Source organism: Streptomyces sp. NPDC004065 (assembly GCF_044903565.1).
In the GTDB taxonomy this organism is placed as follows: domain Bacteria; phylum Actinomycetota; class Actinomycetes; order Streptomycetales; family Streptomycetaceae; genus Streptomyces.
Genome location: NZ_JBJDQT010000015.1, coordinates 37,798 through 62,425 on the forward strand (window position 1 = coordinate 37,798; position 24,628 = coordinate 62,425).

The 24,628-nt window shown below is 72.1% G+C and carries 21 protein-coding genes and 1 pseudogene; 21 read left to right on the forward strand and 1 reads right to left on the reverse strand.

Annotation, left to right across the window (positions count from 1 at the left end):
- The first annotated feature begins 5 nt into the window (after positions 1–5).
- The 12 genes from ACI2LW_RS17685 to nusB all read left to right on the forward strand — a co-directional run bounded on the left by ACI2LW_RS17685 (position 6) and on the right by nusB (position 12,794).
- Complete coding sequence (locus ACI2LW_RS17685; RefSeq protein ID WP_404732107.1) at positions 6–365, forward strand: hypothetical protein; 360 nt, start codon at positions 6–8, stop codon at positions 363–365.
- On the forward strand, positions 365–3,037 hold the full coding sequence (gene alaS / locus ACI2LW_RS17690) for an alanine--tRNA ligase (protein ID WP_404732108.1): 2,673 nt from the start codon (positions 365–367) through the stop codon (positions 3,035–3,037). The genes ACI2LW_RS17685 and alaS overlap by 1 nt, the downstream gene beginning before the upstream one ends.
- Positions 3,038–3,071: 34 nt before the next feature.
- Entirely contained in the window at positions 3,072–3,536 is a 465-nt protein-coding gene (gene ruvX / locus ACI2LW_RS17695; RefSeq protein ID WP_404732109.1) for a Holliday junction resolvase RuvX, read from the forward strand.
- Positions 3,537–3,656: 120 nt separating this feature from the next.
- A complete protein-coding gene (gene mltG, locus ACI2LW_RS17700; RefSeq protein WP_404732110.1) occupies positions 3,657–5,447 on the forward strand; it encodes an endolytic transglycosylase MltG in 1,791 nt (596 codons plus the stop codon).
- Positions 5,428–6,273, forward strand: coding sequence for a shikimate dehydrogenase (locus ACI2LW_RS17705; RefSeq protein WP_404732111.1), 846 nt, complete (start codon positions 5,428–5,430; stop codon positions 6,271–6,273). Before mltG ends, ACI2LW_RS17705 begins: the two co-directional genes overlap by 20 nt.
- A 175-nt stretch (positions 6,274–6,448) precedes the next feature.
- On the forward strand, positions 6,449–7,633 hold the full coding sequence (gene aroC, locus ACI2LW_RS17710) for a chorismate synthase (protein ID WP_404732112.1): 1,185 nt from the start codon (positions 6,449–6,451) through the stop codon (positions 7,631–7,633).
- A gap of 32 nt (positions 7,634–7,665) precedes the next feature.
- Positions 7,666–8,148 (forward strand): shikimate kinase, encoded by a 483-nt coding sequence (locus tag ACI2LW_RS17715; RefSeq protein ID WP_404732208.1) that lies wholly within the window; start codon positions 7,666–7,668, stop codon positions 8,146–8,148.
- The gene (gene aroB / locus ACI2LW_RS17720; protein ID WP_404732113.1) at positions 8,145–9,236 is read left to right on the forward strand and encodes a 3-dehydroquinate synthase; all 1,092 of its coding nucleotides are present in this window, start codon (positions 8,145–8,147) and stop codon (positions 9,234–9,236) included. The genes ACI2LW_RS17715 and aroB overlap by 4 nt, the downstream gene beginning before the upstream one ends.
- A gap of 312 nt (positions 9,237–9,548) precedes the next feature.
- Positions 9,549–10,481, forward strand: coding sequence for a Pro-rich N-terminal domain-containing protein (locus ACI2LW_RS17725; protein ID WP_404732114.1), 933 nt, complete (start codon positions 9,549–9,551; stop codon positions 10,479–10,481).
- 127 nt (positions 10,482–10,608) lie between these two features.
- The gene (locus ACI2LW_RS17730) at positions 10,609–11,715 is read left to right on the forward strand and encodes an aminopeptidase P family protein (protein WP_404732115.1); all 1,107 of its coding nucleotides are present in this window, start codon (positions 10,609–10,611) and stop codon (positions 11,713–11,715) included.
- Between the two features lie 48 nt (positions 11,716–11,763).
- Positions 11,764–12,330 (forward strand): elongation factor P, encoded by a 567-nt coding sequence (efp, locus tag ACI2LW_RS17735; RefSeq protein ID WP_014671526.1) that lies wholly within the window; start codon positions 11,764–11,766, stop codon positions 12,328–12,330.
- A gap of 2 nt (positions 12,331–12,332) precedes the next feature.
- Positions 12,333–12,794, forward strand: a complete 462-nt coding sequence (gene nusB / locus ACI2LW_RS17740) for a transcription antitermination factor NusB (RefSeq protein ID WP_404732116.1) — start codon at positions 12,333–12,335, stop codon at positions 12,792–12,794.
- A 215-nt stretch (positions 12,795–13,009) separates the two neighbouring features.
- Here nusB and bldD read toward each other — a convergent pair whose 3' ends face one another.
- The gene (gene bldD, locus ACI2LW_RS17745; RefSeq protein ID WP_018570201.1) at positions 13,010–13,513 is read right to left on the reverse strand and encodes a transcriptional regulator BldD; all 504 of its coding nucleotides are present in this window, start codon (positions 13,511–13,513) and stop codon (positions 13,010–13,012) included.
- Positions 13,514–13,756: 243 nt separating this feature from the next.
- Between bldD and pyrR the strand changes: the two genes are divergently transcribed.
- From pyrR to ACI2LW_RS17790, 9 genes and pseudogenes are all read left to right on the forward strand, one after another.
- Positions 13,757–14,344 carry a bifunctional pyr operon transcriptional regulator/uracil phosphoribosyltransferase PyrR gene (gene pyrR / locus ACI2LW_RS17750; RefSeq protein WP_404732117.1) on the forward strand — a complete coding sequence of 196 codons (588 nt, stop codon included), beginning with the start codon at positions 13,757–13,759 and terminating at the stop codon, positions 14,342–14,344.
- 134 nt (positions 14,345–14,478) lie between these two features.
- Entirely contained in the window at positions 14,479–15,477 is a 999-nt protein-coding gene (locus ACI2LW_RS17755; protein ID WP_404732118.1) for an aspartate carbamoyltransferase catalytic subunit, read from the forward strand.
- Between the two features lie 8 nt (positions 15,478–15,485).
- Positions 15,486–16,772 (forward strand): dihydroorotase, encoded by a 1,287-nt coding sequence (locus ACI2LW_RS17760; protein ID WP_404732119.1) that lies wholly within the window; start codon positions 15,486–15,488, stop codon positions 16,770–16,772.
- A complete protein-coding gene (locus ACI2LW_RS17765) occupies positions 16,769–17,374 on the forward strand; it encodes a hypothetical protein (protein WP_404732120.1) in 606 nt (201 codons plus the stop codon). Before ACI2LW_RS17760 ends, ACI2LW_RS17765 begins: the two co-directional genes overlap by 4 nt.
- Entirely contained in the window at positions 17,371–18,528 is a 1,158-nt protein-coding gene (carA, locus tag ACI2LW_RS17770; RefSeq protein ID WP_404732121.1) for a glutamine-hydrolyzing carbamoyl-phosphate synthase small subunit, read from the forward strand. Before ACI2LW_RS17765 ends, carA begins: the two co-directional genes overlap by 4 nt.
- A complete protein-coding gene (carB, locus tag ACI2LW_RS17775; RefSeq protein ID WP_404732122.1) occupies positions 18,521–21,829 on the forward strand; it encodes a carbamoyl-phosphate synthase large subunit in 3,309 nt (1,102 codons plus the stop codon). Before carA ends, carB begins: the two co-directional genes overlap by 8 nt.
- A 73-nt stretch (positions 21,830–21,902) precedes the next feature.
- Positions 21,903–23,000: pseudogene (locus ACI2LW_RS17780) on the forward strand (quinone-dependent dihydroorotate dehydrogenase); the annotation flags it as partial.
- Positions 23,001–23,119: 119 nt separating this feature from the next.
- Positions 23,120–23,965 carry an orotidine-5'-phosphate decarboxylase gene (pyrF, locus tag ACI2LW_RS17785; protein WP_404732123.1) on the forward strand — a complete coding sequence of 282 codons (846 nt, stop codon included), beginning with the start codon at positions 23,120–23,122 and terminating at the stop codon, positions 23,963–23,965.
- A gap of 289 nt (positions 23,966–24,254) precedes the next feature.
- Positions 24,255–24,578 carry an integration host factor gene (locus ACI2LW_RS17790; protein WP_003977346.1) on the forward strand — a complete coding sequence of 108 codons (324 nt, stop codon included), beginning with the start codon at positions 24,255–24,257 and terminating at the stop codon, positions 24,576–24,578.
- Positions 24,579–24,628: the final 50 nt, after the last annotated feature.

Here is a 24,628-nt window from a genome sequence, read left to right on the forward strand (position 1 = left end):
TAGCGATGTTCCGCCGTACGTTCTGGTTCGGCACCGGTGTCGCCGCCGGTGTCTGGGCCACCACCAAAGTCAACCGCAAACTGCGGCAGCTGACCCCCGAGTCCCTCGCCGTGACCGCGGCGAACAAGGCGCTCGAGGCGGGTCACCGCATCAAGGACCGCGCGGTGGGCTTCGCGGTCGACGTCCGTGACCACATGGCCCAGCGGGAGGCCGAACTCGGCGACGCGCTCGGCATCGGCGCCCCCGCCGACCGCGAACTCCCGGCGCCCCGGCGGTACACCGCCATCGAGAACCGCACCAGCCCGAAGTACGCCGGTGACCCGACGTACCAGACGCACTCGTACAACCGGAATGAGGACCACTGATGGAGTCGGCTGAGATCCGCCGCCGCTGGCTGAGCTTCTTCGAGGAGCGCGGGCACACCGTCGTCCCTTCGGCGTCGCTCATCGCGGACGACCCGACTCTGCTGCTCGTCCCGGCCGGCATGGTGCCCTTCAAGCCCTACTTCCTGGGCGAGGTCAAGCCGCCCTTCCCGCGCGCCACCAGCGTGCAGAAGTGCGTGCGCACCCCCGACATCGAAGAGGTCGGCAAGACCACGCGGCACGGCACGTTCTTCCAGATGTGCGGCAACTTCTCCTTCGGCGACTACTTCAAGGAAGGCGCCATCAAGCTCGCCTGGGAGCTGCTCACCACGCCCCAGGACAAGGGCGGTTACGGCCTCGATCCGGACCGTCTGTGGATCACCGTCTACAAGGACGACGACGAGGCCGAGCAGATCTGGCGCGACGTCGTGGGCGTCCCGGCCGAGCGCATCCAGCGCCTGGGCATGAAGGACAACTTCTGGTCCATGGGCGTCCCCGGACCCTGCGGCCCCTGCTCCGAGATCAACTACGACCGCGGCCCGGAGTTCGGCGCCGAGGGCGGCCCCGCCGTCAACGACGAGCGGTACGTGGAGATCTGGAACCTCGTCTTCATGCAGTACGAGCGCGGCGAGGGCACAGGCAAGGACAACTTCGAGATCCTCGGCGAACTGCCGAGCAAGAACATCGACACCGGCTTGGGCCTCGAGCGGCTCGCCATGATTCTGCAGGGCGTGCAGAACATGTACGAGATCGACACCTCCATGGCCGTCATCGACAAGGCCACCGAGCTGACCGGTGTGGCCTACGGCGACGCCCACGCCTCGGACGTCTCGCTGCGCGTGGTCACCGACCACATGCGCACCGCCACCATGCTCATCGGCGACGGCGTCACCCCGGGCAACGAGGGCCGCGGCTACGTGCTGCGCCGCATCATGCGCCGCGCCATCCGCAACATGCGCCTGCTCGGCGCCACCGGCCCGGTCGTCAAGGACCTGATCGACGTCGTCATCGGCATGATGGGGCAGCAGTACCCGGAGCTGGTCACCGACCGCGAGCGCATCGAGAAGGTCGCCCTCGCCGAGGAGAACGCCTTCCTCAAGACGCTGAAGGCCGGCACCAACATCCTGGACACCGCCGTCAGCGAGACCAAGGCCGCCGGCGGCACGGTCCTGTCCGGCGACAAGGCCTTCCTGCTGCACGACACCTGGGGTTTCCCGATCGACCTCACCCTGGAGATGGCCGCCGAGCAGGGGCTGTCCGTGGACGAGGAGGGCTTCCGCCGCCTGATGAAGGAGCAGCGGGAGCGCGCCAAGGCCGACGCCCAGGCCAAGAAGACCGGCCACGCCGACCTCGGCGCCTACCGGCAGATCGCCGACGCCGCCGGTGCCACCGACTTCATCGGCTACACCGACACCGAGGGCGAGTCGACCGTCGTCGGCCTGCTGGTCGACGGCGTCCCCTCGCCGGCCGCCACCGAGGGCGACGAGGTCGAGGTCGTCCTGGACCGCACCCCGTTCTACGCCGAGGGCGGCGGCCAGATCGGCGACACCGGCCGCATCAGGACCGACACCGGTGCCGTCATCGAGGTCCGCGACTGCCAGAAGCCGGTCCCGGGCGTCTACGTCCACAAGGGCGTCGTCCAGGTCGGCGAGGTGACCGTGGGCGCCAAGGCGCACGCCTCGATCGACGTCCGCCGCCGCAAGGCCATCGCCCGCGCCCACTCGGCCACGCACCTGACCCACCAGGCGCTGCGCGACGCCCTCGGTCCCACGGCCGCGCAGGCCGGGTCCGAGAACCAGCCCGGCCGCTTCCGCTTCGACTTCGGCTCCCCGTCCGCCGTGCCGGCGTCCGTGATGACCGACGTGGAGCAGAAGATCAACGAGGTGCTCGCCCGCGACCTGGACGTGCGCGCCGACGTCATGGGCATCGACGAGGCCCGCAAGCAGGGGGCCATCGCCGAGTTCGGCGAGAAGTACGGCGAGCGCGTCCGGGTCGTGACCATCGGCGACTTCTCCAAGGAACTGTGCGGCGGCACGCACGTGCACAACACCGCCCAGCTGGGCCTGGTGAAGCTGCTCGGCGAGTCCTCGATCGGCTCCGGCGTGCGCCGGATCGAGGCCCTGGTCGGCGTCGACGCCTACAACTTCCTCGCCCGCGAGCACACGGTCGTCAACCAGCTGACCGAGCTGCTCAAGGGACGCGCGGAGGAGCTGCCGGAGAAGGTCTCCGCCATGCTCGGCAAGCTGAAGGACGCCGAGAAGGAGATCGAGAAGTTCCGCGCCGAGAAGGTGCTGCAGGCCGCCGCCGGTCTCGCCGAGTCCGCCCGGGACGTACGGGGCGTGGCCGTGGTCACCGGTCAGGTGCCGGACGGCACCACGCCGGACGACCTGCGCCGGCTGGTGCTCGACGTGCGCGGCCGCATCCAGGGCGGACGGGCCGCGGTGGTGGCCCTGTTCACGGTCACCGGCGGCAAGCCGCTCACCGTGATCGCCACCAACGAGGCCGCCCGCGAGCGTGGTCTGAAGGCCGGCGACCTGGTGCGCACGGCCGCCAAGACCCTCGGCGGCGGCGGTGGCGGCAAGCCGGACGTCGCCCAGGGCGGCGGCCAGAACCCGGCCGCCGTCGGCGAGGCCGCGCAGGCCGTGGAGCGCCTGGTCGCCGAGACCGCCAAGTGACGGCCCGGTAGGGACCGGTAAGGAAACGGTGCAGATGCGCAGAGGACGCCGGCTCGCGATCGACGTCGGGGACGCCCGGATCGGGGTCGCCTCGTGCGACCCCGACGGGATCCTCGCCACCCCGGTGGAGACCGTCCCCGGGCGCGACGTCCCGGCCGCCCACCGCAGACTGCGGCAGCTCGTGGAGGAGTACGAGCCGATCGAGGTCGTCGTGGGTCTCCCGCGCTCCCTGAAGGGGGGCGAGGGGCCCGCGGCGGTGAAGGTCCGCGCCTTCGCCGGTGAACTCGCCAAGGGCATCGCGCCGGTGCCGGTCCGCCTGGTGGACGAGCGCATGACGACGGTGACGGCCGGTCAGGGGCTGCGCGCCTCCGGGCTGTCGTCCCGGAAGGGACGCTCCGTGATCGACCAGGCCGCCGCCGTCATCATCCTGCAGCAAGCCCTGGAATCCGAACGGGTGTCAGATAAACCACCCGGTGAGGGCGTCGAAGTGGTCATCTGATCGCGATACGGTAACGTTCCGCGCGATGCGGCGGCGTTCGAACAGCCGGCGCACAGCAAGAGGCGGGACGGGAGCCGGGTGCACGCCGCGTGACCGCCGCCTCGCGGCTCTAGGGGATCGATGACTGAGTATGGCCGGGGCCCAGGCTCCGAACCGTGGCATCCGGAGGACCCGTTGTACGGGGACGGCGGATGGAGAGGACAGCAGGCCCACGAAGGCCCGCAGTCCTCCTACGGCCGGCCGCAGCAGCATCCCCAGCAGCCGCAGCAGGCGCCGCACGGCGAGTGGGGCCACCAGCAGCAGCCCGGCTACGGCGGCGGATACCCGTCCTACGACGACCAGGGCCACCAGCAGCAGCCCCAGCCCTACGGCCAGGGCCACCAGCAGCCCCAGCCCTACGGCCAGGGCCACCAGCAGTACGACCAGCACTACGCCGGCGGGCAGCAGCAGCACTACCCGCAGGGCGGCTGGGACAGCACCGGGGCGCAGCCGCAGGTCCCGTACCCGGCGGACCCCGCCGACCCCTACGGCGGGCCGGCCGACTCCTACGGCACCGGGCAGCCGGACTTCTACGGCACGCCGGACGCCTACCCGCCGCCCGAACCGCCGGCCCGCAGGAAGGCCGAGCCCGAGCCGCGGCCCGACTGGGACCCGGAGCCGGCGTCCGGCGGGGACGACCACCCCTTCTTCGCGGACGGCGACGACGAGGGCGACGACACGCCCGGCGCCGGCGACCCCGGCAACGGCCGCGGGCCCGGCGACCGCAGGGGCCGGGGCGGCGAGGGCAGGAGCGGCAGGAAGGGCGCGGGCGGCAAGGGGAAGAGCGGCAAGAAGCGCCGCAACGGCTGCGCCTGCCTGGTCGTCGTGCTGGTCTTCGGCGGCGGTGTGGCCGGTGCCGGCTACTACGGATACACGTTCTACCAAAATCGTTTCGGCGCGGCCCCCGACTACACGGGCAACGGCACCGCCGAGACGGTGGCCGTCGAGATCCCCCAGGGCGCCGGCGGGTACGACATCGGCCGGGCGCTGAAGAAGGCGGGCGTCGTCAAGAGCGTCGACGCGTTCGTGGCCGCGCAGTCGCAGAACCCCCAGGGCAAGCAGATCCAGGCGGGCGCGTACCTGCTCAAGAAGGAGATGTCCGCGGCGAGCGCCGTGACGCTCATGCTCGACCCCCGCAGCCAGAGCAATGTGCTGGTCAGACCGGGCGAGCGCAACGCGCAGGTGTACGCGGCGATCGACAAGCAGCTCGATCTCGCGGGCGGCACCACCAAGAAGACCGCCGCCAAGGAGTACAAGAGCCTCGGCCTGCCCGCCTGGGCGAACGACAACCGCAACATCATCGACCCGCTCGAGGGCTTCCTGTACCCGGGCACCTATCCCGCGGCCAAGGGCATGAAGCCCGAGGCGGTGCTCAAGCAGATGGTGGTCCAGGCCTCCCAGGCCTACGCCCGCTACGACCTCGCCGCCAAGGCCAAGGGGCTCGGCCTCGCGAACCCGCTCCAGGTCGTCACCGTGGCCAGCCTCGTCCAGGCCGAGGGCAAGACGCACGACGACTTCCGCAAGATGGCGGAGGTGGTCTACAACCGCCTCAAGCCCACCAACACCGAGACCAACCAGCTGCTGCAGTTCGACTCGACCTTCAACTACCTGAAGGGCGAGAGCAAGATCCACATCAGCGAGAAGGAAATCAACAGCAACAAGAACCCGTATAACACCTACACCAACAAGGGCCTGCCGCCGGGACCGATCGGCAACCCGGGCGAGGAGGCGCTGCGGGCCGCCCTGAACCCCACGGACGAGGGCTGGATCTACTTCGTGGCGACCGACGGCATGAACAAGACCGAGTTCGCCCGGACCTACGCCGAATTCCAGAAGCTCAAGGACAAGTTCAATGCCAGCTCGGGCAACTGACGCCCGCCGGGCCGCCGTGCTCGGCTCGCCCATCGCCCACTCCCTTTCCCCGGTGCTGCACCGCGCGGCCTACCGGGAACTGGGGCTGACGGACTGGACGTACGACCGGTTCGAGATCGACGAGGCGGCGCTGCCCGGCTTCGTCGAGGGGCTCGGGCCGGAGTGGGCGGGGCTGTCGCTGACGATGCCGCTGAAGCGGGCCGTCATCCCGCTGCTGGACGAGGTGAGCGAGACCGCGGCCTTGGTGGAGGCGGTCAACACCGTGGTCCTCACCGAGGACGGCCGGCGCCTGGGCGACAACACCGACGTGCCCGGCATGGTGGCCGCGCTGCGCGAGCACGGCATCGAAGAGGTCCCGTCCGCCGCGATCCTCGGGGCCGGCGCCACCGCCTCCTCGGCCCTGGCCGCCCTCGCCCGGGTGTGCACCGGCGAGGTCGTCGCCTACGTCCGCAGCGAGGCCCGGGCCGCCGAGATGCGGCAGTGGGGCGAGCGGCTGGACGTGGACGTCCGCACCGCCGACTGGTCGGAGGCCGCGCGGGCCCTCACGGCCCCCCTGGTGATCGCCACCACCCCCGCGGGCACCACGGACGCCCTGGCCGGCGCCGTACCCGAGCGCCCCGCGACCCTCTTCGACGTGCTCTACGACCCCTGGCCCACCGCCCTCGCGGCCCGCTGGTCCATGGCCGGCGGCGCCGTCGTCAGCGGCCTGGACCTCCTGGTCCACCAGGCCGTCCTCCAGGTCGAGTCGATGACCGGACGCGCCCCGGCACCGCTGGAGGCCATGCGCAAGGCCGGAGAGCGCGCCCTCGCCTCCCGTCGGGCCTGACCGGCCGGCCGGTGCCGCGCCCGTCCGACTGATGGACCGGCGGCCGGACACCGTGGGCGGACGTGGGAGGATCGTAGGGAGGCGGGCCGGGGTCGCGCACCCGGCGGAGCCGTCACCACGCGCGAGGGCGCGCGTACGCAGGGCAGTACGAGGGCGCGAACACTGAGGAGCACCGTTGAGCAGGTTGCGCTGGCTGACCGCGGGGGAGTCCCACGGACCCGCACTCGTCGCCACGCTGGAGGGCCTTCCCGCCGGCGTGCCGATCACCACGGAGATGGTGGCGGACCACCTGGCACGGCGGCGCCTGGGCTATGGGCGCGGCGCCCGCATGAAGTTCGAGCGCGACGAGGTGACCTTCCTCGGCGGTGTCCGGCACGGGCTCACGCTCGGCTCGCCGGTGGCGGTCATGGTGGGCAACACCGAGTGGCCCAAGTGGGAGCAGGTCATGGCGGCCGACCCGGTCGACCCGGAGATCCTGGCCGGTCTGGCCCGCAACGCCCCGCTGACCCGCCCCCGCCCCGGCCACGCGGACCTCGCCGGCATGCAGAAGTACGGTTTCGACGAGGCCCGGCCGGTCCTGGAGCGCGCGTCGGCGCGCGAGACGGCGGCCCGGGTGGCGCTGGGCGCGGTGGCGCGGTCGTACCTGAAGGAGACGACGGGCGTCGAGATCGTCTCCCATGTCGTGGAGCTGTGCTCGGTGAAGGCCCCGCGGGGCGTGTACCCGACGCCGGCCGACGTGGAGAGGCTGGACGCCGACCCGCTGCGCTGCCTGGACGCGGACGCCTCCAAGGCGATGGTCGCGGAGGTCGACCAGGCCCACAAGGACGGCGACACCCTCGGCGGCGTGGTCGAGGTGCTGGCGTACGGGGTTCCGGTCGGCCTGGGCTCGCACGTGCACTGGGACCGCAGGCTGGACGCCCGGCTGGCCGGTGCGCTCATGGGCATCCAGGCGATCAAGGGCGTGGAGATCGGCGACGGCTTCGAGCTGGCGCGGGTGCCCGGCTCCCAGGCGCACGACGAGATCGTGGGCACCGCCGAGGGCATCCGGCGCGTCTCGGGCCGCTCCGGCGGCACCGAGGGCGGTCTGAGCACCGGTGAGCTGCTGCGGGTGCGGGCCGCGATGAAGCCGATCGCGACCGTGCCGCGGGCCCTGCGGACGGTGGACGTCGCCACCGGCGAGGCGGCGCAGGCGCACCACCAGCGCTCCGACGTCTCGGCGGTCCCGGCCGCCGGGATCGTCGCCGAGGCCATGGTGGCCCTCGTGCTCGCGGACGCGGTGGCGGAGAAGTTCGGCGGCGACAGCGTCACCGAGACCCGCCGCAACGTGCGGTCCTACCTCGACCACCTGGCCATCCGGTGAGCGCCGTGCCGGTCGTCGTCCTGATCGGCCCGATGGGCGTGGGCAAGTCCACCGTCGGGCGGATGCTGGCCGACCGCCTCGGCGTCGGCTACCGGGACACCGACGACGACATCGTGGCCGCACAGGGCCGGTCCATCGCCGAGATCTTCGTCGACGACGGCGAGCCCGCCTTCCGCGCCGCGGAGAAGGAGGCGGTGCGGGCCGCGCTCGCCGGGCACGACGGCGTCCTCTCCCTGGGCGGCGGCGCGATCCTCGACGCCGGCACCCGCGCCCTGCTCGCCGGACAGCGCGTGGTGTACCTCTCGATGGACGTCGAGGAGGCCGTCCGGCGGACCGGGCTGAACGTCGCCCGGCCGCTGCTCGCGGTCAACCCGCGCAAGCAGTGGCGCGAGCTGATGGAGGCCCGCCGGCACCTGTACGAGGAGACCGCGACCGCGGTGGTGGCCACCGACGGCCGTACCCCCGAGGAAGTCACCCGAGCCGTCCTTGACGCACTGGAGTTGAAGGAAGCATGAGTGAGGCTGTGACCCGGATCCACGTCGGCGGCACCGCGGGCACCGCACCGTACGACGTCCTGATCGGCCGTCAGCTCCTCGGCGAGCTGGGCGGGTTGATCGGAGACCGGGCCAAGCGGGTCGCGGTGGTGCACCCCGAGGCGCTCACCGGGACCGGCGAGGCGCTCCGCGCCGACCTGGCCGGGCAGGGCTACCAGGCCGTCGCCATCCAGGTGCCCAACGCGGAGGAGGCCAAGACCGCCGAGGTCGCCGCCTACTGCTGGAAGGCCCTCGGCCAGTCCGGGTTCACCCGCACCGACGTCATCGTCGGCGTGGGCGGCGGCGCGACCACCGACCTGGCCGGCTTCGTGGCGGCGACCTGGCTGCGCGGGGTGCGCTGGATCGCCGTACCGACCACGGTCCTGGCCATGGTCGACGCGGCCGTCGGCGGCAAGACCGGCATCAACACCGCCGAGGGCAAGAACCTCGTCGGCGCCTTCCACCCGCCCGCGGGCGTGCTGTGCGACCTGGCCGCACTGGACTCGCTGCCGGTCAACGACTACGTCTCCGGCCTCGCGGAGGTCATCAAGGCCGGCTTCATCGCCGACCCGGTGATCCTGGACCTGATCGAGTCCGACCCCGGGGCCGCCCGCACCCCGGCCGGACCGCACACCGCCGAGCTGATCGAGCGCTCGATCCGGGTCAAGGCCGAGGTCGTCTCCGCCGACCTGAAGGAGTCGGGCCTGAGGGAGATCCTCAACTACGGCCACACGCTCGGGCACGCCATCGAGAAGAACGAGCGCTACAAGTGGCGGCACGGCGCCGCCGTCTCGGTCGGCATGCACTTCGCCGCCGAGCTGGGCCGCCTGGCGGGCCGGCTGGACGACGCCACGGCCGACCGCCACCGCACGGTCCTGGAATCGGTCGGCCTCCCCCTGCACTACCGCCACGACCAGTGGCCCAGGCTGCTGGAGACCATGAAGGTCGACAAGAAGTCCCGCGGCGACCTGCTGCGCTTCGTCGTCCTGGACGGCCTGGCCAAGCCCACCGTTCTGGAGGGCCCCGACCCGGCCGTGCTGCTCGCCGCCTACGGCGAGGTCGGGCAGTAGTACCTCAGGCTGGGCAGTAGCACCTGAGGCGGGCCAGTAGCACCTGAGGCGGGCCAGTAGCACCTGAGGCGGGGCAGCAGCACCGGAGGCGGGGGCGGGAGCGCCTCCGGGGCCGGGGGACGCCGCCGCCTCCGGCCGGTCCCGTCGCGCGGGCACTTCCGGCAGCCCCGGGCCGTTCACCGGTGGGCGGCCGGGGACGGTACCGTTCGGTGGGCGCCGGGCTCCCGAGTCCGCCGCCCACCGCGATCGCCTGGTGAACGCGGTCGCCTGGTGGACCGGATGAACCGGACAGACGAGACGGAGTGGCACCGGATGCAGCACGCAGTGGGTTCTCCGCTGCCGCCGCCCCATCAGCCGGGGCAGGGACCGGCCGCCGGCTGGTCGCCGGCCGCACAGCACCCGGGTCCGCACCACCCGGGCGCCCAGCAGGGTCCCGCCCCCGTTCCGCCGCCGCCCGCGGCCCCCGGGCACCCGGGCCCGCCGCCCGGGCCGCACCCCTCCGCCCCACCGCCGCCGCCCGCCGTACCGGCCCCGCCCGCCGTACCGGCCCCGCCCGCGGCGCCCCTTCCGCCGCCCGCCGCCCCGGCCGCGCCCGGCCCCGAGGCCACCGGGCACGTACGGCTGCCACCGGGCGGCCCGGTCGCCGTGCCCAGCCCGCCCCCGGCGCAGACGGTCCCCGACGCGGCCACCACCACCCTCGCGGTGCTGCTGATCGGGCCGGCGGGCGCGGGCAAGACCAGCGTCGCCAGATACTGGGCGGACCACCGCCGGGTCCCCACCGCGCACATCAGCCTGGACGACGTGCGCGAGTGGGTCCGCTCCGGCTTCGCCGACCCGCAGTCGGGGTGGAACGACCACTCCGAGGCGCAGTACCGGCTGGCCCGCCGCACCTGCGGCTTCGCCGCGCGGAACTTCCTCGCCAACGGCATCTCCTGCATCCTCGACGACGCCGTCTTCCCGGACCGCCCCGTCGTCGGCCTCGGCGGCTGGAAGCGTCATGTGGGGCCCGGCCTGCTCCCGGTCGTCCTGCTGCCCGGACTGGACGTCGTCCTGGAGCGCAACGCCGAGCGCACCGGCAACCGCCGCCTCGGCGACGAGGAGGTCGCCCGCATCCACGGCCGCATGGCCGGCTGGTACGGCTCCGGGCTGCCCATCATCGACAACTCCCAGCTCGACGTCCCGGCCACCGCCCGGGTCCTGGACGAGGTGCTCTCCCGGGCGATGGCCAGCCCGCCGAACTGGTAGTCCCGCGTCGCCGCGGCCGGGGCGGACCGTGCCGCTCCGGCCGCTCCCAGCAGGAGCGGAACCCCTCGCAGACCCACTCGGCCCCTCCCGAACGGCGATCTCGGCCCCGCGCTCTTACGCTCGGGTCATGTCAGAGGTGTACGCGGCCCGCCGAACCCGTCTACGGGAGCGCTGCAACGCGGGCGGCAGCGCAGCGGCGCTCGTGACTCGTCCCGCCAATGTGCGGTACCTGGCGGGCGCGGCCCCGCAGGGTGCCGTCCTGCTCCTCGGAAAGCGCGAGGACCTCCTGGTGTGCCAGAGCCCACCCGACGACCGGCCGCACGAGGGGCGGCCCGACGAGGCGCTGGGGGTGCGGGTGCTGCCCCAGCCGGGCGGCGACCCCGCCGTCGCCGCCGCCGGGCTCGCGAAAGCCCAGGGCGCCGACTCGCTCGCCCTGGAGGAACACCACCTCACGGTGGCCCGGCACCGCGCCCTCGCCTCGGTGGCCCCCGGGCTGCGGCTGGCCGACCTCGGCAGCGCGGTCGAGCAGCTCAGGGTCGTCAAGGACGAGGAGGAGATCTCCTGCCTGAGAATCGGCGCCGAGATCGCCGACCAGGCCCTGGGCGAACTCCTGGAGTCCATCCTCGTCGGCCGCACCGAGCGCCATCTCGCCCTCGAGCTGGAGCGGCGCCTGGTCGACCACGGCGCCGACGGCCCGGCCTTCCCCACCTCGGTGGCCACCGGCCCGAACTCCGGCCGGCGCGGCCACCGCCCGACCGACCGCCGGGTCGAGGAGGGCGACTTCCTCTCCGTGTGCCTGGGCGCCGCCTACCGCGGCTACCGCTGCGAGATCGGCCGCACCTTCGTGATCGGCACGTCCCCCGCGGACTGGCAGATCCAGCTCTACGACCTGGTCTTCGCAGCCCAGCGCGCCGGCCGGGAGGCGCTGGCCCCCGGCGCCGCCTACCGCGACGTGGACCACGCGGCACGGCTGGTACTGGACTCGGCCGGGTACGGCGAGGGGCTGCAGCCGCTCACCGGGCACGGCGTGGGACTCGAAATCGACGAGGACCCGCAGTTGGCCCCCGCGGCCATGGGTAAACTGGACGCTTGCGTGCCGGTCACCGTCGAACCGGGGGTCCACCTCCCGGGCCGGGGCGGTGTCCGGATCGATGACACGCTCGTCGTACGCCCCGAGGCGGACGGCGGACCCGAGCTACTCACCATCACGACCAAGGAGCTGCTCGCGTTGTAGGCGCGTGCCCCGGGGTCGTCCACGTAAGTCCAGGAGATTGAAGCAACCGTGGCTTCCACGAACGACCTCAAGAACGGCATGGTGCTCAAGCTCGAAGGCGGCCAGCTCTGGTCCGTCGTCGAGTTCCAGCACGTCAAGCCCGGCAAGGGCCCGGCCTTCGTGCGCACCAAGCTCAAGAACGTGCTCTCCGGCAAGGTCGTCGACAAGACCTTCAACGCCGGCGTCAAGGTCGAGACGGCCACCGTCGACAAGCGTGACATGCAGTTCTCCTACATGGACGGCGAGTACTTCGTCTTCATGGACATGGAGACCTACGACCAGCTGCACATCGACCGCAAGGCCGTCGGCGACGCCGCGAACTTCCTGGTCGAGGGCTTCACCGCGACCGTCGCGCAGCACGAGGGCGAGGTGCTCTTCGTCGAGCTGCCGGCCGCCGTCGAGCTGACCATCGCCGAGACCGAGCCCGGCGTGCAGGGCGACCGCTCCACCGGCGGCACCAAGCCCGCCACCCTGGAGACCGGCCACCAGATCCAGGTCCCGCTCTTCATCACCACCGGTGAGAAGATCAAGGTCGACACCCGTACCAGCGACTACCTCGGCCGGGTGAACAGCTAACCGTGGCCGCCCGTAACACGGCCCGCAAGCGCGCCTTCCAGATCCTCTTCGAGGGCGACCAGCGCGGCGCCGACGTCCTCACGGTCCTCGCGGACTGGATCCGGCACGCGCGGACCGACACCCGGCAGCCGCCGGTGAGCGAGTACACGATGCAGCTCGTCGAGGGGTACGCCGAGCACGCGACCAGGATCGACGAGCTGATCGCACAGTACGCCGTCGGCTGGACGCTGGACCGGATGCCGGTCGTCGACCGCAACATCCTGCGGCTGGGCGCCTACGAGCTGATCTGGGAGGACGAGACCCCGGACGCCGTCGTGCTGGACGAGATGGTGCAGCTGGCGAAGGAGTTCTCCACGGACGAGTCGCCCTCGTTCGTCAACGGGCTGCTCGGCCGGCTGAAGGACCTCAAGCCCTCCCTCCGGCGCGAAACGGACGGCGGGGCGCGGCAGGGCCGCGAGGCCTGAGGCGGGGGCGTACGCGAGGACGGACGCCCACCACGCCGGGACAGGACGCCGAGGGGCCCGCAGCGCCGCTGCGGGCCCCTCGGCGTCCTCGTGCTCCCCGGGTGCCTCCGGGGCGGTTCAGGGCCGCAGACGGCCGCCGGGGTGGCCGGAACGGTGAAGTTCCGGCCACCCCGGCGGCACGTTTCTGCTCGGATTGGGCCAGGCCCGCGGGCCCGTCAGGCCTCCTCGTGGGACGCCACCGCACGGCGCGCGTCCGCGTCCAGCACACCCCAGCTGATCAGCTGCTCGGTGAGGACCGAGGGCGACTGGTCGTAGATGACGGCGAGTGTGCGCAGGTCGTCCTGGCGGATGGAGAGCACCTTGCCGTTGTAGTCACCGCGCTGCGACTGGATCGTCGCCGCGTAGCGCTGCAGCGGGCCCGCCTTCTCGGCCGGCACCGTGGCCAGCCGCTCCAGGTCCAGGACCAGCTTCGGCGGCGGCTCGGCGGCACCGCCGGGCGTGGTGCCCGGCAGCAGCTCCTGCACGGGGACTCCGTAGAAATCCGCCAGCTCGGCGAGGCGCTGCACGGTCACGGCACGGTCGCCGCGCTCGTAAGAGCCGACCACGACCGCCTTCCAGCGTCCCTGGCTCTTCTCCTCGACACCGTGGAGGGAAAGGCCCTGCTGGGTGCGGATCGCCCGGAGCTTGGCCCCGAGCTGTTTGGCGTATTCGCTGGACATATAGCTCCCCGGCACTGTGTCGACGCGGGTTGAACCGCGCGGCTGGTAACTCACTGTGAGGTTACGCAGCGTTACTCTGCTGCGTCAAGCCGAACGGTCCGCCCCGCCTCTTCCGCGAAGCCCGCGCCCGGCCGGCCCCAGGGGGGTGAACGGGGCCATCCGCGGCACCTGCTACCGTGGATGGCGCAATTCCGACGTCCTTTAAGGTCCGTCCCGTGAGGCGGAGAAGGAGGTCCGTTTTTAATGGACACGCACGCCGACACCCAGGCGTCCGATGCCAGGCCCGTCCTCGAGGGGCCGGACATCGCGCGGGTACTGACCCGCATCGCCCACGAGATCGTCGAACGCGCCAAGGGCGCCGACGACGTGGTGCTCCTCGGCATTCCCACCCGCGGCGTCTTCCTCGCCCAGCGGCTCGCCGTCAAGCTCCAGCAGATCACCGAGCGCAAGGTCCCCTGCGGCTCGCTCGACATCACCATGTACCGCGACGACCTGCGCATGCACCCGCCGCGTGCGCTGGCCCGCACCGAGATCCCCGGTGACGGCATCGACGGGCGCCTGGTCGTCCTCGTCGACGACGTGCTCTTCTCCGGCCGCACCATCCGCGCCGCCCTCGACGCCCTGAACGACATCGGGCGCCCCCGCGCGGTGCAGCTCGCGGTCCTCGTCGACCGCGGCCACCGCGAACTGCCCATCCGTGCCGACTACGTGGGCAAGAACCTCCCCACGTCGCTGCGGGAGACGGTCAAGGTGCAGCTCGCCGAGGAGGACGGCCGCGACACCGTGCTGCTCGGCGCCAAGCCGGACGCCCCGGGCGCGCGGCAGCCGTAGCCGCCGCGCGCGTACCCCCGGCCGTACCTCCCCGCCGTACGTCCCCCGCGTGCGCCCCGGCGCGCCCGGACGCGCCCCCGGGGGCACCACCGGCCCCCTCTCCTGCCACTGAACTGCCTTACGGAGCCTGACAGATGCAGCGTCATCTCATCTCGGCCGCCGACCTCACCCGCGACGACGCCGTCCTGATCCTCGACACCGCCGAGGAGATGGCCCGGGTCGCCGACCGGCCGATCAAGAAGCTGCCGACCCTGCGCGGCCGCACCGTCGTCAACCTCTTCTTCGAGGACTCCACCCGCACCCGGATCTCCTTCGAGGCCGCGGAGAAGCGGCTGTCCGCCGACGTCATCAACTTCACCGCCAAGGGATCGTCGGTGTCCAAGGGGGAGTCCCTCAAGGACACCGCCCAGACCCTCGAGGCCATGGGAGTCGACGCCGTGGTCATCCGGCACGGCGCCTCCGGCGCCCCCTACCGGCTGGCCAACTCCGGCTGGATCGACGCCGCCGTCATCAACGCCGGCGACGGCACCCACCAGCACCCCACCCAGGCCCTGCTCGACGCCTTCACCATGCGCCGCCGGCTGACCGGCCGGGACGCGGGCCTCGGCCGGGACCTGTCCGGCAGGCGCATCACGATCGTCGGCGACGTGCTGCACAGCCGGGTCGCCCGCTCCAACGTCGACCTGCTGCACACCCTGGGCGCCGACGTCACCCTCGTCGCCCCGCCCACCCTGCTCCCGGTCGGCGTGGAGTCCTGGCCCTGCGAGGTGTCGTACGACCTCGACGCCACGCTGCCCAAGGCCGACGCGGTGATGATGCTGCGCGTCCAGCGCGAACGGATGAACGCCGCGTTCTTCCCCACCGAGCGCGAGTACTCCCGGCGCTACGGCCTCGACGCCGACCGCATGGCGCGGATGCCCGAGCACGCCATCGTGATGCACCCCGGCCCGATGGTCCGCGGCATGGAGATCACCGCCGAGGTCGCCGACTCCGCCCGCTGCACCGCCGTCGAGCAGGTCACCAACGGCGTCTCCATCCGGATGGCCGTGCTCTACCTGCTGCTCGGCGGCGCCGTCTTCGACGCGAGGAACGTCCCCGCCGCCACCCCCGCCCGCATCACCGAGGAGAAGTGACCCCACCCATGAGCAAGACCCTGATCCGTGGTGCGAAGGTGCTCGGCGGCGAGCCGCTGGACGTGCTGATCGACGGCGAGACCGTCGCGGCGGTCGGCACCGGACTGAGCGCCGAGGGCGCCGAGGTCGTCGAGGCCGCCGGCAAGGTGCTCCTGCCGGGCCTGGTCGACCTGCACACCCATCTGCGCGAGCCGGGCCGCGAGGACTCCGAGACCGTCCTCACCGGCACCCGCGCCGCCGCCTCCGGCGGCTACACCGTCGTGTTCGCCATGGCCAACACCTTCCCGGTCGCGGACACCGCCGGCGTGGTCGAGCAGGTCTGGCGGCTCGGCAAGGAACACGGCTACTGCGACGTGCAGCCCATCGGCGCCGTCACCGTCGGCCTGGAGGGCAGGAAGCTCGCCGAGCTCGGCGCCATGCACGAGTCGGCCGCCGGGGTCACCGTCTTCTCCGACGACGGCAAGTGCGTCGACGACGCGGTGATCATGCGCCGCGCCCTGGAGTACGTGAAGGCCTTCGGCGGCGTGGTCGCCCAGCACGCGCAGGAGCCCCGGCTGACCGAGGGCGCCCAGATGAACGAGGGCGTCGTCTCCGCCGAGCTGGGCCTGGGCGGCTGGCCCGCCGTCGCCGAGGAGTCGGTCATCGCCCGGGACGTGCTGCTCGCCGAGCACGTCGGCTCCCGCGTCCACATCTGCCACCTGTCGACGGCCGGCAGCGTCGAGATCGTCCGCTGGGCCAAGTCCCGCGGCATCGACGTCACCGCCGAGGTCACCCCGCACCACCTGCTCCTCACCGACGAGCTGGTGCGCACCTACGACCCGGTCTACAAGGTCAACCCGCCGCTGCGCACCGAGCGGGACGTGCTCGCGCTGCGCGAGGCGCTGGCCGACGGCACCATCGACGTCGTGGCCACCGATCACGCTCCGCACCCGCACGAGGACAAGGACTGCGAGTGGGCCGCCGCCGCCATGGGCATGGTCGGCCTGGAGACCGCGCTGTCGGTGGTCCAGGAGACCATGGTCGACACCGGTCTGCTGGACTGGGCGGGCGTGGCCGACCGCATGTCCTTCGCCCCGGCCCGCATCGGCCGGGCCGCCGGCCATGGACGCCCCGTCTCGGCAGGTGAGCCCGCCAACCTCACCCTGGTCGACACGGCATACCGTGGGCGGGTGGACCCCGCGGGCTTCGCCTCCCGCAGCCGCAACACCCCCTACGCGGGACGCGAGCTGCCGGGCCGTGTCACCCACACGTGGCTGCGGGGCAAGGCCACGCTCGTCGACGGGAAGCTCACGTGACACCTGCAACCTGGCTCGCGGCCGGACCCGCGACCGCACTGGCCGCCGGACAGAAGCCGGCGACGGTCACCGACTGGGCCGCCCGCGCCGGCTGGCTGGTCGGCCTCGCCCTGTTCGTCGCCCTCCTGTACTGGCTGATGCGCGAGGGCTGGAAGTGGCGGGCCACCCTCCAGGGCGACCTGCCCGAACTGCCCGCCCCGCCCGAGGACCCCGGCCCCGCGAAACTGACCATGACCGGCCGCTACCACGGCTCCACCACCGCCGGACAGTGGCTGGACCGCATCGTGGCGCACGGTCTGGGCACCCGCAGCCGCGCCGAGCTGACCCTGACCGACGCCGGCCTGGACGTCGTGCGCCCCGGAGCCACCGACTTCTTCGTCCCGGCCGCACAGCTGCGCGGGGCCCGGCTCGACAAGGGCATCGCCGGCAAGGTCCTCACCGAGGGCGGCCTGCTGATCGTGACCTGGCAGCACGGCGAACGGCTGATCGACTCCGGATTCCGCTCCGACCGGGCGGCCGAACACGGCGAATGGGTCCGGGCACTCGACGCCCTGACCGCAACGAAGCTCGACACGCACACCACGGAAGGCGCCGAACGATGACCACCTCCATCCAGGGGACCGCCTCGCGCAGGCACCGGGCGGCTCCCGCCGTACTCGTCCTGGAGGACGGCCGGATCTTCCGCGGCCGTGCCTACGGGGCCGTGGGGGAGACGTTCGGCGAGGCCGTGTTCTCCACCGGCATGACCGGCTACCAGGAGACCCTCACCGACCCCTCGTACCACCGCCAGGTCGTCGTCATGACCGCTCCGCACGTCGGCAACACCGGCGTCAACGACGAGGACCCCGAGTCCGGGCGCATCTGGGTCTCCGGCTACGTCGTGCGCGATCCCGCGCGCGTGCCGTCGAGCTGGCGCGCGAAGCGGACCCTGGACGAGGAGCTGGCCGCCCAGGGCGTCGTCGGCATCAGCGGCATCGACACCCGCGCGCTGACCCGCCATCTGCGCGAGCGCGGCGCCATGCGCGTCGGCATCTTCAGCGGCGACGCCGTCGGGGACGACGCCGCGCTGCTGGAGCGGGTGCGGCAGGCCCCGGAGATGGTCGGCGCCGACCTGTCCGCCGAGGTCGCCACCAAGGAGGCGTACGTCGTCCCCGCGATCGGCGAGAAGAGGTTCACCGTCGCCGCCGTCGACCTCGGCATCAAGGGCATGACCCCGCACCGCATGGCCGAGCGCGGCATCGAGGTGCACGTGCTGCCCGCCACCGCCACCGCCGAGGACGTGTACGCGGTCGGGCCCGACGGGGTGTTCTTCTCCAACGGGCCGGGCGACCCGGCCACCGCCGACCACGCGGTCTCCGTGATGCGGGGCGTCCTGGAGCGCGGCACCCCGCTGTTCGGAATCTGCTTCGGCAACCAGATCCTCGGCCGCGCGCTGGGCTTCGGCACCTACAAGCTGAAGTACGGCCACCGCGGCATCAACCAGCCGGTGCAGGACCGCACCACCGGCAAGGTCGAGGTCACCGCGCACAACCACGGCTTCGCCGTGGACGCCCCCACCGACCGGGTCTCCGACACCCCCTTCGGCCGTGCCGAGGTCTCCCACGTCTGCCTGAACGACAACGTGGTGGAGGGCCTCCAGTTGCTCGACAAGCCGGCCTTCAGCGTCCAGTACCACCCCGAAGCGGCCGCCGGCCCGCACGACGCCGCCTACCTGTTCGACCGCTTCGTCTCCCTGATGGAGGGCCAGCGTGCCTAAGCGCACCGATATCCAGTCCGTCCTGGTCATCGGCTCCGGCCCGATCGTCATCGGCCAGGCCGCGGAGTTCGACTACTCCGGCACCCAGGCGTGCCGCGTCCTCAAGGCGGAGGGCCTCAGGGTCGTCCTCGTCAACTCCAACCCCGCGACGATCATGACCGACCCCGAGATCGCCGACGCCACCTACGTCGAGCCGATCACCCCGGAGTTCGTCGAGAAGATCATCGCCAAGGAGCGCCCCGACGCCCTGCTGCCCACCCTGGGCGGCCAGACGGCCCTCAACACCGCCATCAAGCTGCACGAGAACGGCGTCCTGGACAAGTACGGCGTCGAGCTGATCGGCGCCAACGTCGAGGCCATCCACAAGGGCGAGGACCGCGACCAGTTCAAGGAGGTCGTGGAGGCCGTCCGGCGCAGGACCGGGCACGGAGAGTCCGCCCGCTCGGTGATCTGCCACTCCATGGACGACGTCCTCGCCGGCGTCGACGAGCTCGGCGGATACCCGGTCGTCGTCCGGCCCTCCTTCACCATGGGCGGCGCCGGCTCCGGCTTCGCCCACGACGAGGACGAGCTGCGCCGCATCGCCGGCACCGGCCTCGCGCTCTCCCCGACCACCGAGGTGCTCCTGGAGGAGTCCATCCTCGGCTGGAAGGAGTACGAGCTGGAGCTGATGCGCGACAAGCACGACAACGTGGTGGTCGTCTGCTCCATCGAGAACTTCGACCCGATGGGAGTGCACACCGGCGACTCCATCACCGTCGCCCCCGCTATGACGCTCACCGACCGCGAGTACCAGATCCTGCGCGACATCGGCATCGCCGTGATCCGCGAGGTCGGCGTCGACACCGGCGGCTGCAACATCCAGTTCGCGGTGAACCCCGAGGACGGCCGGGTCATCGTCATCGAGATGAACCCGCGCGTGTCGCGCTCGTCCGCGCTGGCGTCCAAGGCGACCGGCTTCCCCATCGCCAAGATCGCCGCCAAGCTCGCCGTCGGCTACACCCTCGACGAGATCCCCAACGACATCACCCGGGAGACCCCGGCCTCCTTCGAGCCCACCCTGGACTACGTCGTCGTCAAGGCTCCCCGGTTCGCCTTCGAGAAGTTCCCGCAGGCCGACTCCACGCTGACCACCACCATGAAGTCGGTCGGCGAGGCCATGGCCATCGGCCGCAACTTCACCGAGGCCTTCCAGAAGGCGCTGCGCTCCCTGGAGAAGAAGGGCAGCCAGTTCACCTTCACCGGCGAGCCCGGCGACAAGCACGCCCTCCTCGAACAGGCCGTACGGCCCACCGACGGCCGTATCAACACGGTCATGCGGGCCATCCGCGCGGGCGCCACCCCCGAGGAGGTCTTCCGGTACACGAAGATCGACCCGTGGTTCGTCGACCAGCTCTTCCTGATCAAGGAGATCGCGGACGAGCTGGCCGAGGCGCCCGAGCTGACCCGCGAGCTGCTCGCCGAGGCCAAGCGGCACGGCTTCTCCGACCAGCAGATCGGCGAGATCCGCGGCCTGCGCGAGGACGTCGTGCGCGAGGTGCGGCACGCGCTCGGCCTGCGCCCGGTCTACAAGACGGTCGACACCTGCGCCGCCGAGTTCGCCGCCGCGACGCCGTACTTCTACTCCTCCTACGACGAGGAGACCGAGGTCGCCCCGCGCGAGAAGCCCGCGGTGATCATCCTGGGCTCCGGCCCCAACCGCATCGGCCAGGGCATCGAGTTCGACTACTCGTGCGTCCACGCCTCCTTCGCGCTGTCCGACGCCGGGTACGAGACCGTGATGGTCAACTGCAACCCGGAGACCGTCTCCACCGACTACGACACCTCCGACCGGCTGTACTTCGAGCCGCTCACCCTGGAGGACGTGCTGGAGATCGTGCACGCCGAGCGGCAGGCCGGACCGGTCGCCGGTGTCGTCGTCCAGCTCGGCGGCCAGACCCCGCTGGGCCTCGCCCAGGCGCTGAAGGACAACGGCGTGCCGATCGTCGGCACCCCGCCCGAGGCGATCCACGCGGCCGAGGACCGGGGCGCCTTCGGCCGGGTCCTCGCCGAGGCGGGCCTGCCCGCCCCCAAGCACGGCACCGCCACCACCTTCGCCCAGGCCAAGACCATCGCCGACGAGATCGGCTACCCGGTCCTGGTGCGGCCCTCCTACGTCCTGGGCGGACGCGGCATGGAGATCGTCTACGACGAGGCGCGCCTGGAGGCGTACATCGCCGAGTCGACCGAGATCAGCCCCTCCCGCCCGGTCCTGGTCGACCGGTTCCTCGACGACGCCATAGAGATCGACGTCGACGCCCTGTACGACGGCGAGGAGCTGTACCTCGGCGGCGTGATGGAGCACATCGAGGAGGCCGGCATCCACTCCGGGGACTCGGCGTGCGCCCTGCCGCCGATCACGCTGGGCGGCTTCGACATCAAGCGGCTGCGCGCCTCCACGGAGGCCATCGCCCGCGGCGTCGGCGTGCGCGGTCTGATCAACATCCAGTTCGCGCTGGCCGGCGACATCCTCTACGTGCTGGAGGCCAACCCGCGCGCCTCCCGCACCGTCCCCTTCACCTCCAAGGCCACCGCCGTGCCGCTGGCCAAGGCCGCCGCCCGGATCTCGCTGGGCGCGACCATCGCCGGGCTGCGCGCGGAGGGCCTGCTGCCGAAGAACGGCGACGGCGGCACCATGCCGCTGGACGCGCCGATCTCCGTCAAGGAGGCCGTCATGCCGTGGTCCCGCTTCCGCGACATCCACGGCCGCGGCGTGGACACGGTCCTCGGTCCCGAGATGCGCTCCACCGGCGAGGTCATGGGCATCGACTCGGTCTTCGGCACCGCCTACGCCAAGTCGCAGGCGGGCGCCTACGGCCCGCTGCCCACCAAGGGCCGCGCCTTCATCTCGGTCGCCAACCGGGACAAGCGCTCGATGATCTTCCCGGCCCGTGAGCTGGTCGCCCACGGCTTCGAACTGCTCGCCACCTCCGGCACCGCCGAGGTGCTCAAGCGCAACGGCATCAACGCCACGATCGTGCGCAAGCAGTCCGAGGGCACCGGCCCCAACGGCGAGAGGACCATCGTCCAGCTCATCCACGACGGCGAGGTCGACCTCATCGTCAACACGCCGTACGGCACCGGCGGCCGCCTCGACGGCTACGACATCCGTACGGCGGCCGTGGCACGGTCCGTGCCGTGCCTGACCACGGTCCAGGCCCTCGCCGCGGCGGTCCAGGGCATCGACGCCCTCAACCACGGCGACGTGGGCGTGCGCTCCCTCCAGGAACACGCCGAATTCCTGACCGCGGCCCGCGACTAGCAGCCCCGAGGGGGACACCGGAAACGGTGTCCCCCTCTTCATGAGGACCCAGAGGACCCAGAGGACCCAAGAGATGTACAAGCTGTTCTTCCGCCTTGTCTTCCGGCGGATGGATCCCGAACGCGCCCACCACCTGGCCTTCGGCTGGATCCGCCTGGCCGCGCGCGTCCCCGTGCTGCGCACGTTCCTCGCGGCCGCGCTGGCCCCCCGCTACGAGGAGCTGCGCACCGAGGCCCTCGGACTGCGCATGCACGGCCCCTTCGGACTGGCGGCCGGCTTCGACAAGAACGCCGTCGCCATCGACGGCATGTCCATGCTGGGCTTCGACCACGTCGAGATCGGCACGGTCACCGGCGAGCCGCAGCCGGGCAACCCCAGGAAGCGGCTGTTCCGCCTCGTCGAGGACCGGGCGCTGATCAACCGCATGGGCTTCAACAACGACGGCTCGCTGGCCGTCGCCGCCCGCCTGGCCTCGCGCACACCGGTCTTCCGGACCGTGGTGGGCGTCAACATCGGCAAGACCAAGGTCGTCCCGGAGGAGGAGGCCGTCGCCGACTACGTGAAGTCGGCCGAGCGCCTCGCCCCGTACGCCGACTACCTCGTCGTCAACGTCTCCTCGCCCAACACCCCCGGCCTGCGTAACCTCCAGGCCACCGAGGCGCTGCGCCCGCTGCTGCGCGCCGTGCGCGAGGCCGCCGACCGGGCCGTGCCCGGCCGCCGGGTGCCGCTGCTGGTGAAGATCGCCCCCGACCTCGCCGACGAGGACGTCGACGCCGTCGCGGACCTGGCCGTCGAGCTGGGCCTGGACGGGATCATCGCCACGAACACCACCATCGCGCGCGAGGGACTGGGGCTGAGGTCCCGGCCGTCCCTGGTCGGGGAGACCGGCGGTCTGTCCGGCGCTCCGCTCAAGGCGCGGTCCCTGGAGGTGCTGCGCCGCCTGTACGCGCGCGTGGGCGACCGCATCACCCTGGTCGGCGTCGGCGGCGTCGAGAACGCCGAGGACGCCTGGCAGCGCATCCTCGCCGGCGCCACCCTGGTCCAGGGCTACAGCGCCTTCGTCTACCAGGGCCCCTTCTGGGCCCGCGCCGTCCACAAGGGACTCGCCGCGCGCCTGCGCAACAGCCCGTACGCCACCCTCGCCGACGCGGTCGGCGCCGACGTGAAGAAGGCGGACGTGAGGAAGGCGGATGTGAAGAACGCCGACGAGAAAATCGCCGACGAGCAGAGCCCCGACCTGAAGAGTCCCGGCGCGAAGAACGCCGGCGTGAAGAAGGCGGGGGAGACGGCATGAGCCCGATGGAGCCCTTCGGCGCCCGGCTGCGCCGCGCCATGGACGAGCGCGGACCGCTGTGCGTCGGCATCGACCCGCACGCCTCCCTGCTCGCCGAGTGGGGCCTGAACGACGACGTGGCCGGGCTGGAGCGGTTCAGCCGCACGGTGGTGGAGGCGGTGGCGGACCGTGTCGCGGTGCTGAAGCCGCAGAGCGCCTTCTTCGAGCGCTTCGGCTCCCGGGGCGTCGCGGTGCTGGAGACGGCGGTGGCGGAGGCCCGCGCGGCCGGCGCGCTGGTCGTCATGGACGCCAAGCGCGGTGACATCGGCTCCACGATGGCCGCCTACGCCGAGTCGTTCCTGCACAAGGACGCCCCGCTCTTCTCGGACGCGCTGACCGTCTCCCCGTACCTCGGCTACGGCTCGCTGGAACCGGCGGTGCGGCTGGCCCGGGAGAACGGCGCCGGGCTGTTCGTGCTGGCGCTGACCTCCAACCCGGAGGGCGGCGAGGTGCAGCACGCCGTGCGGCCGGACGGGCGTGACGTCGGCGCCACCATGCTCGCGCACCTGGCCCGGGAGAACGCGGGCGAGACGCCGCTGGGCTCCTTCGGGGCCGTGGTGGGCGCCACTCTCGGTGACCTGTCCCGCTACGACCTCGGCGTCAACGGTCCGCTCCTCGCCCCCGGGATCGGCGCCCAGGGGGCGACCCCGGCCGATCTTCCGGCGGTCTTCGGGGACGCGGTGCGCAACGTGGTCCCGAACGTCAGCAGGGGTGTTCTGCGTCACGGTCCCGGCGTGTCCGAGCTGCGGACCGCCGCGGACCGGTTCGCGCAGGAGATCCGGGAGGCCGTGACCGTCCGGTGAGGCCCGGGGAAGGGGGTCCGGGACCGTCCTGAGTCCGGATACATCCTCAAAACCGGGGCAGTATGTCCTAAATGTCCGCCGTGACTGAGGCTGACCAGGACTTTTCCGCTGTTCTCGCTGACTCCAGCGCCCTTGACCGCTAGTCTCCGTCGAGTGAGGGCACCAACCCACGCCCTCCAGGCAGTGGGGGAGAGCGGGCAAGCGTGTTGCTCGCGCCTCCCCAGGTGTGGGGCGACTAGGTTCCTCACCGGTCCGTATCCGACAGTTCGACATCCGAGGTGACGTAGGCGTGGCTCTTCCGCCCCTTACCCCTGAACAGCGCGCAGCCGCGCTCGAAAAGGCCGCCGCGGCTCGCCGGGAGCGGGCCGAGGTCAAGAATCGACTCAAGCACTCCGGCGCCTCCCTGCACGAGGTCATCAAGCAGGGCCAGGAAAACGACGTCATCGGCAAGATGAAGGTGTCCGCCCTTCTTGAGTCCCTGCCGGGCGTGGGCAAGGTCCGCGCCAAGCAGATCATGGAGCGGCTCGGCATCTCCGAGAGCCGCCGTGTGCGCGGCCTCGGCTCCAACCAGATCGCGTCCCTGGAGCGGGAGTTCGGCAGCACCGGCTCCTGAGTCCGGCCCCGGGCCCGGGGCCATGCGGGACGTGGGTCCCGGGCACCGCG